Below are 15023 nucleotides of genomic sequence, written 5' to 3'. Positions count from 1 at the left end.
GCGGGGTTAGGGGAACCGAATCGGTACCTTCGGCTCTTCGACATCCTCCAGCTTCAAATGGATTCGCACCATCGCCGGTTCCTGGATTGTCTCGTCGGTGTACTCAGGATGGCTGTCGCTGGTGCGCACGACGATGCGCGGCACTCGCGTTCCCGTTGCATCCAGGGCCTGCGCCTCGACCTCCACGCCCTCAGGCGTCACCGCCGTCGGCGTATAGTCCACATCCAGACGAACCTGGGCGACCTTCTGCACAAGATCGGCTGGCCCCGTAACAAAAACGCGATGCGGATAGGCATCGATTGAAGAAACCTTTCGCCCGCCCGGTACGATCCCGTTGAAGTTCGCCTTCACTTCCATAGCCTTGGTCACCAAGCTCTCGATCTTTACCTGCGCCGTCACCGCGCTTTTCACCAGCAGTTCGCGGATCGAGTTCGGGAAGATCGCTACCGGATAGGATTTGACGCCGTCCTGAGCTCCCGAAAGATCAACGATGGCATAGGGCGTCACCGTCTTCAGCAGGTCGGTGTTTCCCGCCACCGAAATCGTAATCTCCGATGGATAGTCCACCATGTGGTACTTGGTTCGGTCGAGGTTGCTCGTCTCCAGCCCAATCGAAACGTCCTTGGGTGCAGGCCTGCGGTTCGCGTTGTTATACACGCTGGCCCAAAGCAAGACCGAGGTCACCAGCGATAGAAAGGCAATCGGCACATTAACCTTGCTCACAGGGAGACCTCTTCTTCCTTACGGTCCTTTCGTCGCGAGCGGCGAGGCGTGTGTTCCTCTTCGGTGCGGGTTGTGTTATTGACCAGAAATTCGCGCAGTTCGGACGTACTCGCGACGGTGTGCAGCTTGCCTTCCTGAGCCACGCGAATGCTGCCTTTCTCCTCACTGACGACCAACGCGATAACGTCGGTCTGCTCGGTGACGCCGAGGGCCGCTCGGTGGCGCATATGCAGCGTGCGGTCGATGCGCGATTCGCTCAACGGCAGACGGCAGGCCGCCGCGAGAATATGGTCGCCTCGAATCACAACCGCCCCGTCGTGCAACGGGTTCTGACCGTAAAAGATCGAACCCAACAGCGACATAGAAATCTTGGCGTTGAGCATCACGCCAGTCGCGGCAATTTCGTCCAGGTGCCCGCCGGTTTCGATGACGATGATCGCACCCACCCGATCGCGCGCCATCTCGGAAACGGCGCCGACAATCTCTTCGACCGAGCCTCGATCAAGGTTCTTCTCGTGCCCGGCTTCTACCACGCTCTCCGGGAACCAGCTCAGCTTGGTCAATCCTTCCAGGGCCTGTCGAAGCTCGGGCAGGAACAAAATGACCAGCGCAACCGGCCCCAACAAGGTCGCCTGGGCCAGTATCCAGTGCAAGGTCGAAAGCTGAAGGTAGTCGCTTAAAAAAAGCAGGGCGCCGAAGACCAGAAGTCCCAGCAGAATGCGCCATCCCCGGCTTCCCCGCACCATCATCAACAGGCGATAGATGATGAACGCCACGAGAATGATATCCACGGCCGTAACGCCTAACTGCCGAGGGGTTAGGTCTTTGAATACGTGGAATACGGGCGAATCTTGCAAGGGATTAGTAGGATTCTATCTGTAATTGAATCCAAAAGGCATCGGACATTTCCATAATCTAGTAGTCCCATGATACGTGATGGTAAATCCGACGGCCAAGATCTGAGATCGCTGGACGAGATTCGAACGGATATCGACGCCGTGGATCGTCAACTGGTCGAACTGCTTTCTCAACGCACCAACCTCGCCATCGAGGTCGGAAAAGTGAAAGGACGCGACGGCAAACCATTCTTTACCCCCGAGCGAGAGCGAGCCGTCTACGAAAAGCTTGCCGAGCTTAATCGCGGACCGCTGTTGCCGAAACAGCTCAAATCCATCTACCGAGAGATTATTTCCGCCGCCATCGCCGCCGAGAAGCCCTTGACCGTGGCTTACTGGGGTCCGCCGGGAACCTTTACCAATATGGCCGCGCTCCAAACCTTCGGAGGGAGCGCCGAAATGGCGGCTCAGGATTCCATTTCCGACGTCTTCAAGGCCGTCGAAAACAACAAAGCCGACTACGGCGTGGTGCCGGTCGAGAACTCCGTCGCAGGCGTCGTGCCCGAGACCCTCGACATGTTCCCGCAGACCAACGTCAAAATCTGCGCCGAAACCTACGTCCCCATCGACCATCATCTGGTAAGCGTGGCTTCCAGTCTCGATGACATCCGCAAGGTCTACGCCGGACCCCAGCCGAGCGCGCAGTGCAAACGCTGGCTGAAGATGAACATTCCCGCCGCCGAGATCGTGGAGATCGTGCCGACGGCCAAGGCCGCCCAAACCGCCCTCGACGATCCGCACGGTGCCGCCATCGCTAACGTTCTCGGTGCCGAAATGGTCGGCATCCCGATCTTGCAGGAGCACATCGCAGACAACCCCCAGAATCGAACACGGTTCCTGGTGATCGGCTACAACGAGCCGGTCAAGACGGGTCGCGATAAGACGAGCGTGATGTTTAACTTGCGCAATCGTCCAGGCGAACTCTACCGCGCCTTGGAAGCCCTGTACGAGCACGGCGTCAACCTCATGATGATCGAGAGCCGCCCTGCCCCCCGCGCGTCGTTTGAATACATCTTCTACACCGACTGCGCCGGACACCGCACCGACGACAACCTGGTTGCCGCAATCAATCGACTGAAGGGGCAAGCGCTGGAGACGACTGTCCTCGGCAGTTACCCGATGGTCGAAATCAATTCGTGAACTTACTCGCTCACGCCGTTCTCTCTCCAGACTCCGAGAGGGTTCGCGTGGGCAACGTCGTCGCCGACTTCATCCCTCGCAACCAGGTCGAACACCTCGACCCCGATCTCAAGCGTGGTGTCGAACTGCATCAGCGGATCGACAGATTCACAGACAGCCATCCGATCGTTCAACGATCACACAATCGCCTAACCGGATTCAAACGATTCGCCAACCCATTGGTTGACGTTTTTTACGACCATTTCCTCACGCTCCATTGGCGCAAAGAGATTCCCCTCAACACGTACGTCGACCGACTCAACCAAGACATCGAACAAAGCTATCCAGGGCTCCCCGAGGAATGCGTGGCTGTGTCCCGCCGGATGATCGAGCAGGGATGGATGCGACAATATGGCGAGTTCGAGGGACTAGAAAAGAACCTGGGCCGCATGGAGCGGAGGATCGAATGGCGGACGAATCGAACCGTTGACTTGGTCGGAGCGCTCCAAATCCTCAAGCACGATTACACCGGTTTCGAGCGGGATTTCTTGGAATTCTGGCCGCAACTGGTGGACCAAACGAAGGGAAGTTAGGTGGCGGACAGGGTGGGATTCGAACCCACGGTGAGTTGCCCCACACCGCATTTCGAGTGCGGCGCACTAGACCACTATGCGACCTGTCCGGGAGAGATTATGACGCAAAAACGCCTAGACAGGGTAGGGTAGCCCGGTTTCCGCCAGTTTTTTCTCCACCTCGGCGGCGGAAAACGGCCCCGACAGCACCAAGCCTTCACGCAAGAAATAGCGCGTCTCTCGGTCGCCGTTCGTTACCGAGATCGGATAGACAGTGGCAAGCGGGAATCGCTTCGCCATCGCATTGGCATCCTGCACGCGCTGGGGTCCGCTGACAAGCAACGCGCGGTTGCGGATGGCGTCGTAGGCCGCATCGTAATAGCCTCCGGCCACCGAGCTTGCCTGGCGCATCACCGCGTTAAGCCGCACCATTAGGCTCTGCGAGAAAGCCAAGAACTTGGCTCGCGACGAGTCCTCCTCGGCGATCACAGAATACTGATAGGACAAGCGGACGGCCTGGGCCGTTAACGACTCCCGGCCGCGATCGGCTAGGTCGGGAAAGGCGGGCGAGAGCCCAAATGTGCTTGTTGGATCGTCGGGCAAGTTGAACAGCAATCCAGTTTGAGGGTCGCGGAACTTGCTAATTGCAGTCGTCAGAGCCCCTTCGCCGATACGGAGGGCGTTGACCTCGCCCGTCGCGGCAAAGTTCGTCACGCCGCAGTCGGCCACCGACAAGTAAGTGCTAAGCCAACCAGGGCCAAGGTGGCGGTTGCCGTAGATGCGCGCAATGGCGCTATCGCTAGCCGCCGAATACACCTGCTGGGCCAACACTTCGGCGCGATTGAGGTACCTTTCGTCGCCGCTATAGCGGTAGAGGTTGAAGAGCCGCGCCGCCACGTAGCCGTCGATGGCGATGTGGTCCGGCTCGGACAAAGAAGGAACGAAATTCATCTTCTCGCGGAGCGTTTGCCGTAATCGGACGAACTCCGCGTTGGTCAGATCAGAAAGACTTTTGAACGACATCAGGTACTGATCCGGGCTCTTCGCCTCGGTCACGAACCGATCCAGGGAACGCCGTTCATCGTCGGTTAGCAGACTGTTCAATCGAGCGGGGTTCATCGACGACCGCTGACTGCGATAGTCGTCGCCTTCGTCGTTCAGTCGCGACGCACAGATGCTGTCTCGATCGGCGAACTCCGTTATGACTTCGGTGCCAATGTCTTTGGCGAGTCGAATCAGGTCGTCATTATGCTGAAGGCAACCAATCTGGGCGATCACCTCGGCGCTCGCCGCGTTTTGCGACGACGACTTGCTACTGTCCACGTAGGATGAGGATTGTGACGTTCTCACTTCTCGGAAGAAGCCTCCGTCCAGCGCGTCATACAGCGGGCTAAGGGCCAGCGCCTGCACAATCTCCTCCGACATCCGCGGGTGTCCTAGCTTAGCGAGGGCCCGGATGGCCGCCGGTCGAAACTTCGTCGAACCGCCGATGAACGTCCAGGGCGTTTGGAATTTGTACTCATTCTGCAAGCGATCGCTGAATTCGTCAAACGCTGGCAACGGATCCGGCGAAGCCAGAGCTAATGCCTGAAGATCATTCGACTGCTGTTGCTGAAGTGGCTGTTCTACCGATCCCTGCGCTAACAGCTTTTGCGAGTTGATGAGGAACGGCAGCATCGTCTCCGGCCCAAAAAACTGGAACGGGTTCTCCACGCTATAGTGGTCGATCAACCGTCCGTCGGAATCGGTGACGACCAACTCGACGCCTGGCTCGATGTAGCGCCCCAGGCGTTGCACCGGCAGAACCACCTGCGACCACTCCGGGTACTGGTCTAAATTGACCTTGACGGCCGAAAAGCTTCGGTTGACAAAACGCGCCACCTCTGGGTCACGAAACACGTCGAGCTCCAACTGCTTAGCGTAAAAGTTAGACGGGTCCACAAAGAAGATCAGGATGCCGACTTTGCGCCGCTTGGCCTCAGCTTGGCCATCGTCGATGGTCCGCTTCCAGTTGATCTCCACGATCGGAGCCGGGACCGAGTCAGTCGAAGGAACCGTCACCAAGTACTCCGTCGGCGACGACGGCAAAAGCGGCTCATAGAAGACTTTGGCCACGCCCACGAGGCTGAGCGCGACCACCGCCCCCGCCGTGACCCCGAATGTCGGCTTTCTCATCCCTTAGCCCATTATGGGCTTGTGCTAAACTCTTCTTCTATGGCGATTTCGCTCGATGAAGTCAGGCACGTCGCAAAACTCGCACGCCTCGACCTTGATGAATCTGAAGTAATGTCCCTTCAGACCGAGCTCAATGCCCTCCTCGGGCACTTCGCCGACATCCAATCGCTGGATGTCAAGGACATGGAACCCATTCTCCACGCGTCCAACCTGACCAACGTTTGGTCGGAAGACGTTGCGGGGCCGTCGTTGAAGCGTGAATCAGCGTTGAAGAATGCACCGGTTAGCAAAGCGGGACTCTTCTTGGTCCCGATGATTATCGAGGACTAGGGGCTCATGATCACCCAACTCACGGCGACGGAGATCGCGGCGAAGCTACGATCCAAAGAAGTCTCCGCAACCGAAGTCACGCAGGCATTTCTCGACCGCATCGGCGCGGAAGATTCAAAGTACGGCGCGTTTTTGGCCGTCGATGCCGAAAAAGCGCTTGCCCAAGCCAGCGAAGCTCAAGCTCGACTGGATTCCGGCAACGCCGCACCCCTGACCGGCATTCCCGTTGCCGTCAAAGACAACATTTCCACCGAAGGCATCGAGACAACCTGCGCCTCCAAGATTCTTAAGGGCTACATACCGCCCTATGACGCCACCGTCGTGCAGAAGCTGAAGGCGGCGGGTGTGGTCACGCTCGGCAAAACCAACCTCGACGAGTTCGCGATGGGCTCGTCGAACGAGAACTCGGCCATCAAACCGGCGCGGAACCCGTGGGATACCGCTCGCACGCCGGGCGGCTCATCGGGCGGCTCCGCTGCTGCGGTTGCCGCCGACTTGGCCCCGCTCAGCCTCGGCTCGGACACAGGCGGTTCCATCCGTCTCCCGGCTTCTTTCTGCGGCATCGTCGGCTTCAAGCCGACCTACGGACGCTGTAGCCGATACGGCTTGGTCGCGTTTGCCTCCAGCCTCGACCAGATCGGCCCGCTGGCAAAGTCCGTCGAAGACGCCGCGCTCTTGGCCAACGTCATCACCGGCCACTGCGGCTACGATTCGACTTCGATTCCCGCCGACGCCATCGATATCTCCGACCTCAAGTCCGGCTCGCTGAAAGGTCTGAAGCTCGCTTTCCCGAAGGAAATGTATGGCGACGACACCGATCCCGAAGTTCGCAAGGCGACCGAAGAAGCGCTCGACGCTCTTCGCCGCGAGGGAGCCGAAATCACCGAGATTTCGATTCCGACCATCCCCCTCGGCGTCACCACGTATTACATCATCGCACCGGCAGAAGCCAGCTCAAACCTCGCCCGGTTCGACGGGGTCCGCTACGGACCGCGGTCGCAGGGTCAGGGCCACATCGACGTCGTCGCCAAGACCCGCGCCGAAGGATTCGGCCACGAAGTCAAGGCGCGAATCATGATCGGAACCTACGCCCTCAGCGCTGGCTACTACGACGCCTTCTATCTGCGTGCCCAGCAGGTCCGCACCGTCATGACCCACCAGTTCAACGAAGCCTTCCGCGAGTTCGACCTGGTCATCTCCCCAACGGCCCCGGTCACGGCGTTCGAAATCGGCTCGCTCAGCAAGGATCCGATGCAGATGAAGTTGCTCGACTACTGCACGATCCCCGCAAACATGGGCGGCTTCCCCGCCATCTCGCTCCAGGCCGGATTCGCCCACGATATGCCGGTCGGAATTCAGCTCATGGGTCCGCACATGGGCGACGAACGGGTCCTCCAGGCCGCGTTTGCCGTAGAAAGAGTCTTCGAAACACAACGAAAACGCCCTCCGATCCCGTAAAGTTAGACAATGATCAGCGAGGAGATTCGAAAAGCCGATGAGCGAATCTTTTGGCGCGAATTCCTGCGATCCAGCCGGATCGTCCTCCATCTGCTGTTCCTGCTGATCTGCTGGCCGATCGCCCTCGCCGCCGGGAGCCCGGCCTACCTCTTGCTCGCCTTCGGAATCAGCCTAGCGGTCCATCTCAATTCGGCCCGGAAGTCGGCGCTGAACAAGCGGTTCATCAATTCTCGCTTTTCGACCCTTTGGAACGGCTGTCGCGAGCGGTTCGAGAGCTTCGAAGAAGGCACCAAAAAGCTCCGTCGGGCCGACATCGCGCAGTTCCAAGAACTGCCCGAAACCATCCGGGGCCTCGCGATGACGATCTACAATGCGCTTCGCCGCGCCGATATTCTTTTCGAAGAGGTTCTGCAGTCCGAAGGCGTCGATCGCATCCGCCCTGGGGTGCCGATGTTCAAGCCCACCGACCCGCAAGCGCAAGAGCTCTACCGCATCGCCGAAAAGAACCTGGGCGAGTACCGGAGCCACTACAACGAACTGATGGCGGGCATCCAGCGCACGGAGGCCCAGGCCACCGTCTTCATGACCACCCTCGATAACCTTCGGGTCAAGATGCTTGGCTACCGGCTTGTCGGCAAGGACCCGGCGATGAGTTCCGAAGAGTTCCTATCCGTCTTGGCCGAGGCTCGCGCCCAACTAAGCGCCATCGACCAGGCACTCGATGAACTCGACCTCTCTCACTATCCCAAAACCGTCGCCGTGATCCCGCCGCTCCCGAACTCTTACGATCCCAACACTCCGCCCGAGCCACCACCTTCCGAAGCCCTCTATCGCGACGATGGTCGCAACTTTGGAAGCCTCACCAACTTCGGAAATCCAGCCGACTCCGAGGGTGAGAGCGAGCACCGAAACGTGGAAGGTACGCTGTAGCCCTTGCTAATTCGGTGTCCTGCCAAACTCAACCTCTTCCTGAGCGTCGGGCCGATCGACCACCGCGGCTATCATCCGCTTCGGACGATTTTTCAGGCCGTGAGTCTGTACGACGAACTGCACATCGAACCCGCCAAGGAACTTGGCTTCGAGTGCGATGACCCGAGCATCCCTGCCGAAAACACCGTTACCAAAGCCGCCCGGCTGATGATGGAAGTCGCCGATTTTCCGCCCATCCACGTTCGGCTCGTGAAGCGAATCCCTAGCGAAGCCGGCCTCGGCGGCGGCAGTAGTGACGCGGCCGGAATCATCCGCGCGGCGAAACAACTCATGTCCGCCCCGATGCCCGAACATGAGCGCAAAGCCATCGCGAAGTCTATCGGCGCCGACGTTCCGTTCTTCCTCCTCGGCGGCCGTGCCCGCGGTGAAGGTTATGGCGAAAAGCTGACGCCTCTCCCTTCCCCGAATCCACCCGAATGGTACGTCATTGCCCAGCCCAGCGACCTCTGTAACACCAAGAGCGCCTACCAACGCCTCGACGAAAAGCCGTACGAATGGCGCGCTTTTCCTGACGACGACATTCTCTACAACGACTTCGAACGGGTCGCCCCCTGTGGCTCGCTCGACCTGATCGAGCGCCTGCAAGTTCATGGCGCAAAAGATGCCGGTCTCACCGGCTCCGGCTCAGCCGTCTTTGGACGATTTGCCGACGAGGATTCAGCCAAGAAAGCCGAAGCGAAAATGAAGGACGAAGCGCCGTTCGCCGTCGCCGTCCACTCCCTCTAAACCTGCTCGCCCCTGAGCAACGCTTCGGCACGACGAACATAAAAACGACGATCCGCCAGGATCACATCGGGTTGCCAGGGTGTCGTAGCGAAGCGAAGACCCCTGGGTGGACTGCCCAGTTAAAAGTCCAAGGAGCGAAGCGACCCGGCGAAGCCATTCATCACGTGGCATATAGCAAGATCTACCGGCTCATCAGGTACTCGTTCCAGACCTTTTCGACGTTGAACGGATGCCCAACTTCCACCACCGATCCATCCGGCAGTTCCACAAAATACGTGTCTGTCTTCACGTGCTTCGCCAGTTCCCGATACAACTCGAACTCGTCTGTGGCCTGCTTCTGGATATCGGCGGGCAACGCCTTCCATGCCGCATCGAAATCGCCGACTTTCGGCTCGGCGACCTGCTTCTTCGAGTTCAGCACGATCGGTGGAGTCTGATAACCAGACGAATCGACGATTGCATAGGCGATGCGCAGTTTGGAGGCCAAATTCCAGGTCGGGCTGGCGTCGTCCGGAACCATGATCGTCTTGCAGAGGATATCGGCATCCTTGTTCGGACCACCGAACAGCATATTCTTGAGGTTCGCCGACGCGTTTGGCGTCAAAAGTCCGACCAATTTGACCTTCGATGGCGCGCCGAAAACCCACGTGTGCTTGCCCTGCATCTGCTCCCAAATGGGCTTTGAAAGTCGCCCCAGCGAGGCTAAGTGAGCCTTGGCGTCGGCCACCCGTTCCGAGTCACCGCCACCGCCCCGAAATCCGAAAAGCGCCACCGCGCCAACCCCGACCGCCACCAAGGCAGAAAACCGCATGATCATACAGACGGATTCGGGTATTATTTAGCATCGCGCGGCGGGTGTAGCTCAGGGGTTAGAGCGTCTGACTGTGGCTCAGAAGGCCGTGGGTTCGAGACCCATCATCCGCCCCATTTCTTTCGGTTGCGCCTTGGTCCCCTAACCAAAATCGCACCTCCAGCTAAGCCTCCCACTAAGAGCCCAAATAATAAGTTTCGCAAGATTCCGTGCGGAAGGTGAGGTTCTACCAATTCACGGATCACTACACAAAGTGGCGAGCCCACAGCAAGGACCAAGATACTGCGACCCGTTGGCGACATAGCGTGATTCTATCACCCATCCTAGCCCTAGCGAAGCGAGCCCTTGGTTTGCGAAGCACGCCCTCGCCCTAACCCCCAGATAGCATTCGTGTGAGACGATAGGGGCGACATCATGAAGAAAGCCTTTACGCTCATCGAACTCTTGGTGGTCATCGCGATCATCGCAATCCTAGCCGCAATCCTCTTCCCAGTCTTCGCCCAGGCGAAGGTTGCCGCCAAGAAGACCTCGTCCCTTTCAAACATGAAGCAGACCGCCCTCGGCGTCCTCATGTATGCAACCGACTTCGACGACATGGCTGTGCCGCACTACGGCTCGGGAACCCCAACCGACCCCAACCAGTACCACAACACCAACACCTGGGTCGGACGCGTGACGCCCTACGTCAAGAACCGGCCAATCTTCTTCGACCCGACCACTGGCGAGCCAGAAGAAGACGCCAACATCGGCGGCGTGCCGTACTACTGCGACAAGTACTACGACACCTGCACCGGCGGCGGAGCCTACTACTACACGTGGCAGTGGGTCACCAACCTCAGCCTCAACTCCAGCGGATTCTCGTACGGCGGCTCCGGCACCTGCGCCGCACCGAGCGAATTCCAATACATCCGCTCGCTCACGTCGATTGACGGTGTCGCCGACCGAATCATGATCGCTCCGACCCAATACGGAACCCTCCCGTTCTCGTGGATGTACTTCCGCTCATGGGAAGCCGGTTGGCCGTACATCGATCAGTATGTCGATGGCTTTAGCTGGTATGCCCTCAACTGGGATGCCCGACGACGATGGGGTACCCGCTTCAGCGGTGCCTACGCCGATGGCCACGCCGGCAAGTTCGGTCGCGAAAAGTTCGTCGGATACTCCTCCACGAACCCGGCCCTGACCGAGGCCTCGACCACCGCGCAGTACTGCCAAAAGCGTATCGACAAGGACATTGACAAGTTCTGGGGTAAGTCTTGGTCAGGCGACTAGTCCTTCTCGGTTTGCTGGCCTGCGCCGTAGTCGGTTGCGGCTCGGGCGACGAAGGCAACGCCGAGGCTATGCATCTCAACGCTCCGACCGTCAAAGCCAAGGGCAACGTCACCGACCAGCAAGCACGCAACATGTCCGAAGAAACCACCCGAAATATGGGGGAAAAGAACATCGGCGAAAGCCGCTAGCCGACGATGGTCCCTCGCCCGCCACGGCGAGGGGCTCTTGTTCCTGCCAACGATCTCGGCTACACTGGAAGACAGTCATGGCCATCAACGGGGTTCGATGGATTGCGGTTTCGCTGGCGCTGTTTGCGTTCGCGGGCGGCGTCTTGTCCGATCGTCGCGCCGACGAATTCGCCCTCGGCACACCCGGCGAGGTTCCGTTCCCCAAGGACAATCCATACTCGGCCGAAAAGGCCGAACTCGGTCGCCAGCTCTTCTCCGAAGGCAAGCTCAGCAAGACCGGAGCCACGCCCTGCACCTGGTGCCACGACCCCAACCGGGGCTGGGGCGACGGCCGCACCATCTCCATCGGCGACACCAAAGAGGCCCTCAACCGCCACTCGCCGAGCCTATTCAACGTCGGCTACGCCACCCATCTTTTCTGGGATGGCCGCGCCACGACCCTCGAGGAGCAGTGCCTTTTCCCTATCCAGCAGAAGAAGGAAATGGGCATGGACCTGAAGGAACTGCCCGGCCGCTTGACCAAGGCCGGTTACGGACCCGAGTTCGAAAAAGCGTTTGGCACGCCCGAAATCACCGTCGATCGCATCGCCAAAGCTCTGGCGACGTTCGAGCGCACCATCACCGAAAACGACACGCCCTATGACCGCTGGCTGAAGGGCGATAAGCAGGCGATGTCCGCCGACGCCATCGCCGGACTTGAGATTTTCCAAACCAAAGGCCACTGCGTCACCTGCCACGGCGGACCGAATTTCTCGAATGCCATGACCGACGACGGCGTGCCCTACAAGAACACCGGCCTGTACCAATCACCCGTGCTCGACCCCGACGCAGGGCGCGGCGAGGTGGATAAGAAAGACAAAGACATGATGCGGGCGTTCAAGATTCCGTCGCTGCGCGGTATCGGAAAGTCGGCCCCCTACATGCACAACGGCACGCTCGCCTCGCTTCAGGAAGTCGTCGACTTCTACGACCGCGGCGGCGACGACGGCAAACTGCCCAAGCTCGGCCTCACTGACCAAGAGAAGAAGCAACTGGTCGAATTCCTCCGCCACGGCATCACTAGCCGGAACCCGAGGCGATGAGCCGGGCGCGCTCGCCTCTGTTCTACTTCAATTTCGTTTGCGTTTGGCTTTTCGTCGCCTCCGCCCTCATCTGGAACGACCTCAAGCACGCCACCAATATCCAGCCGCTTTTCAAAGACTATATTCCGGGCACAATCGTGTTTGCCGAAGCCGCTATGGCCGTCAGCCTCGCCATCGGACTCGTGCTCGCATTCATCGAATGGCGAATCTGGCGCGGGTGGGAGCCTCACTGGCTGGAGACCATGAAGCCGGGTTGCGAAATCATCAGTTTTGCGCCGAAGCCGGGAGAAGGAGCCGTCGTCTTCGTCCAGTTTCCTAATGGTCAACAGGAAACGTACCTCGCCGACGGCGAGGAGTTGCCCGAACTCGAACTCGGCATGACCTGCCACCTATGGGTCATCGGCCAACACATTTCGCGCTTGCGAGTAATCGACCAAAAGAAGGACCTCAGCTACCTCCAACGGCTTCGGCTCGACCCGAAGCTGACCGCCCATCAGTCGTTTCTGGCGTCTCTCTTGATCACTTGCGCGTCAGCCGCCTGCGTTGGCATGGGGGCCAGCACCGTGCTGACCGGGCACACGCTTATGTCGGTCGAACGTTACCACAGCGTGTTGGAAACGCCCCGAACTGTCTCGGTCGATGGCGGTGACGCCGTCGCATTCGGCTTGATTGGTCTCGTACTGGGTCTGGCTTTCTCCTTCCTCATCGCTCTTCTTTGGCGACAGGGCTGGAAAACGAGCGACGCCAATTTCAGCACACCTGACCAAGCAGACTATCAGAAGCTGTGGAATTAGGTTTGTAACCTTTTCCGTCCCGAAATTCGTTTATAGTGTTATCATGCTCGTCTCTGCCGACGACCAGATTGGCGCGGTCCGAATGAATTCGGACGAAGTGAACTGGATCTACCAGCGCCTTGCCCTCCACGCCTTGGACGACCCTCGACCCCAGACGGTAGCCGAGTTCTCCGAGGGCCACGGCTTCATGCCGATGCTCGTAGCCAGGACCCTCAACGAGCGCCGACCGGAAGACACCGGCCTCACCTCGCTGATCGCCACCAACGAATTCCTGATCAAGAACTTCGGCAAGAACCGCCTCTCGCACGAGTTCGTCGAAGGCATGATCCGAAAAATGGACCTCTATTGGCGTGGCAACGACCCGCTGGGTGTGTACCAGCCGGGCGATATGTTCTACGTGGACGACGACCATCCATTGCGCGATTTCTTCCCGGTTCTCATCCTCGCGCCGGTCGGAATGCTGGCGCTGATGCTCGGCTTCTTCCTCCTGCTCAAGCTCCTGTTTCTGAAGTAAACTGAACCCTTCCGGCCTCGTAGCTCAGAGGATAGAGCGCCTCCGTCCTAAGGAGGGCGTCGGGGGTTCGAGTCCCTCCGAGGCCGCCAAATTATGGATTGTCCATACCGGACACATAGGTTACACATTCCCATGTGGACTGCGCGAATTTATTCGCGCTTTCACCGGCGAGACTTGTCTCGCCAAAGCAGTCTCTGACCCACAAAGCGCGGGTTCTTTCTCCAATTTCTCGCGAAGCGAAAATTGGGGAGAGTACGGCCGATAGGCCGGGAGAGGGGAAAAGGCTACCCTCCGACTTGGCTAAGCTCAGGCTACAAGTTAGTGAGAGAAAACATCAACTCTCGGCCCTGATCGTCGAAGCACATGAGATGAACATCGTATCGATGCGTAAGTTGCCCATTGCCAAGCTCCGAGCGGACATTATCGCTTGTGCCCCCGACGACGCCCGGCGACTGGCCCAAGATCGAGAGCATTGTCTGAAACGCGCTTGGGGCGACCTTTGCAAGGTCGTCCATCGACCGAGCGCTTCGGCGGGCGACCGTGTCGGAGAACTTAGGATCGGTCGAAAGGAAACGGTCAAAATCCGCCTCCAGCGCATTTAATTTCTCCCGCAGGAATGACCGAAGGAGTTCGTTCGCGTCCTTGACGAGACCGAATTCGACTTCATGCGAAATCTTTTGGTTCTCCCACACGGTGTACGGGTTTCCCGAGTACGAGAATGAGTGCTCCGCGCGGTACTTCTGCGCCTCCTGCTTCGTACGCTTGGCGACAATCGGGTTCCCCTTCAGCTCAGCCGAGGCTGATTCCGAGTCCGTTTGGTGGGGTCCAAAGTTTACAACCTTCACGTCCGAGCCAGCTCGTACCGTCGTTTCAAGACTGAGATTGATCGAAAATTTGGACCGTTGCGTCGGGCCGAATTCGGCGTATTGCCACCAAAAAGGCTCCAGAACGTCGGCGAACTCTGACTTTTGGATTTCCGAAAATCCGATCGGAATCTGAAGTCCATTTTTCTCGACGAGGCCGTAGAAGAACTGCCTTGCTCGCACCTCCCGTATACTCGGCACCGACTTAGAAAAGTACGCATATAAATTGGATCCGAGTCTGACCAAGCAATCTCCGTTCTTGATCTCTGTCATCTCCCCTACCTTCGAGGTTGGCACGAGAGATTTGTAGGCGACGGAATAGTCGATCTTGACTGTTGGCGAGGAAAAGAACACAACCAACGGCGTGTTCGATTTGGCATCCTGAAAAGACTTCGCCACTCCCAATGTCGCGAGCAACCCCACAGCAATACACATGAAGGAAATGTACTCGCATTTCGATCCATCTGGATCAAGTGAGCAAACGGACGACGAATTCTTTCTCCAATTTCT

General features: G+C 58.6%; 15 protein-coding genes, 3 tRNA genes and 1 pseudogene. 13 read left to right on the top strand and 6 right to left on the bottom strand.

Annotated features, from left to right (window positions below; all coding sequences use genetic code 11):
* Positions 1–6 precede the first annotated feature (6 nt).
* Positions 7–723 carry a hypothetical protein gene (locus tag GC165_02040; protein ID MBI1331638.1) on the bottom strand — a complete coding sequence of 239 codons (717 nt, stop codon included), beginning with the start codon at positions 721–723 and terminating at the stop codon, positions 7–9.
* Positions 720–1580, bottom strand: coding sequence for a TIGR00159 family protein (locus GC165_02035; protein MBI1331637.1), 861 nt, complete (start codon positions 1578–1580; stop codon positions 720–722). Before GC165_02035 ends, GC165_02040 begins: the two co-directional genes overlap by 4 nt.
* Positions 1581–1649: 69 nt before the next feature.
* On the opposite strand from GC165_02035, the gene pheA reads away from it, so the two are divergent.
* A complete protein-coding gene (gene pheA / locus GC165_02030) occupies positions 1650–2759 on the top strand; it encodes a prephenate dehydratase (protein ID MBI1331636.1) in 1110 nt (369 codons plus the stop codon).
* A complete protein-coding gene (locus GC165_02025; protein MBI1331635.1) occupies positions 2645–3331 on the top strand; it encodes a DUF479 domain-containing protein in 687 nt (228 codons plus the stop codon). The genes pheA and GC165_02025 overlap by 115 nt, the downstream gene beginning before the upstream one ends.
* 1 nt (position 3332) lies before the next feature.
* Here GC165_02025 and GC165_02020 read toward each other — a convergent pair.
* Positions 3333–3420 (bottom strand) — tRNA-Ser (locus tag GC165_02020).
* Between the two features lie 25 nt (positions 3421–3445).
* Positions 3446–5485, bottom strand: coding sequence for a hypothetical protein (locus GC165_02015; protein MBI1331634.1), 2040 nt, complete (start codon positions 5483–5485; stop codon positions 3446–3448).
* 39 nt (positions 5486–5524) lie between these two features.
* Here GC165_02015 and gatC point away from each other — a divergent pair, with 39 nt between their 5' ends.
* The 4 genes from gatC to ispE are packed head-to-tail and all read left to right on the top strand — an operon-like array spanning position 5525 to position 8989.
* A complete protein-coding gene (gatC, locus tag GC165_02010) occupies positions 5525–5815 on the top strand; it encodes an Asp-tRNA(Asn)/Glu-tRNA(Gln) amidotransferase subunit GatC (protein MBI1331633.1) in 291 nt (96 codons plus the stop codon).
* A gap of 6 nt (positions 5816–5821) precedes the next feature.
* Positions 5822–7273, top strand: coding sequence for an Asp-tRNA(Asn)/Glu-tRNA(Gln) amidotransferase subunit GatA (gene gatA, locus GC165_02005; GenBank protein MBI1331632.1), 1452 nt, complete (start codon positions 5822–5824; stop codon positions 7271–7273).
* Between the two features lie 9 nt (positions 7274–7282).
* Positions 7283–8203: a hypothetical protein gene (locus tag GC165_02000; GenBank protein MBI1331631.1), complete on the top strand. Its 921-nt coding sequence runs from the start codon at positions 7283–7285 to the stop codon at positions 8201–8203.
* Between the two features lie 3 nt (positions 8204–8206).
* Complete coding sequence (ispE, locus tag GC165_01995; GenBank protein ID MBI1331630.1) at positions 8207–8989, top strand: 4-(cytidine 5'-diphospho)-2-C-methyl-D-erythritol kinase; 783 nt, start codon at positions 8207–8209, stop codon at positions 8987–8989.
* Positions 8990–9170: 181 nt separating this feature from the next.
* On the opposite strand, the gene GC165_01990 is transcribed toward ispE, so the two are convergent.
* A complete protein-coding gene (locus tag GC165_01990) occupies positions 9171–9800 on the bottom strand; it encodes a hypothetical protein (protein MBI1331629.1) in 630 nt (209 codons plus the stop codon).
* 40 nt (positions 9801–9840) lie between these two features.
* Between GC165_01990 and GC165_01985 the strand changes: the two genes are divergently transcribed.
* The 7 genes and pseudogenes from GC165_01985 (at position 9841) to GC165_01955 (ending at position 13739) form a co-directional block, all read left to right on the top strand.
* Positions 9841–9916 (top strand) — tRNA-His (locus GC165_01985).
* Between the two features lie 298 nt (positions 9917–10214).
* Positions 10215–10391, top strand: a pseudogene (locus tag GC165_01980) (prepilin-type N-terminal cleavage/methylation domain-containing protein).
* A 665-nt stretch (positions 10392–11056) separates the two neighbouring features.
* A complete protein-coding gene (locus GC165_01975; GenBank protein MBI1331628.1) occupies positions 11057–11260 on the top strand; it encodes a hypothetical protein in 204 nt (67 codons plus the stop codon).
* A gap of 77 nt (positions 11261–11337) precedes the next feature.
* Positions 11338–12342, top strand: coding sequence for a hypothetical protein (locus tag GC165_01970; protein ID MBI1331627.1), 1005 nt, complete (start codon positions 11338–11340; stop codon positions 12340–12342).
* Positions 12339–13136 (top strand): hypothetical protein, encoded by a 798-nt coding sequence (locus tag GC165_01965; GenBank protein ID MBI1331626.1) that lies wholly within the window; start codon positions 12339–12341, stop codon positions 13134–13136. The genes GC165_01970 and GC165_01965 overlap by 4 nt, the downstream gene beginning before the upstream one ends.
* A 43-nt stretch (positions 13137–13179) precedes the next feature.
* On the top strand, positions 13180–13650 hold the full coding sequence (locus GC165_01960) for a hypothetical protein (GenBank protein ID MBI1331625.1): 471 nt from the start codon (positions 13180–13182) through the stop codon (positions 13648–13650).
* 13 nt (positions 13651–13663) lie between these two features.
* Positions 13664–13739, top strand: a tRNA-Arg gene (locus tag GC165_01955).
* A 222-nt stretch (positions 13740–13961) separates the two neighbouring features.
* On the opposite strand, the gene GC165_01950 is transcribed toward GC165_01955, so the two are convergent.
* Entirely contained in the window at positions 13962–14948 is a 987-nt protein-coding gene (locus GC165_01950; GenBank protein ID MBI1331624.1) for a hypothetical protein, read from the bottom strand.
* Positions 14949–15023 lie beyond the last annotated feature (75 nt).

Source organism: Armatimonadota bacterium (assembly GCA_016125185.1).
Taxonomy (GTDB): Bacteria; Armatimonadota; Fimbriimonadia; order Fimbriimonadales; family Fimbriimonadaceae; genus Fimbriimonas.
This window is presented reverse-complemented; position numbering and strand designations above follow the sequence as displayed.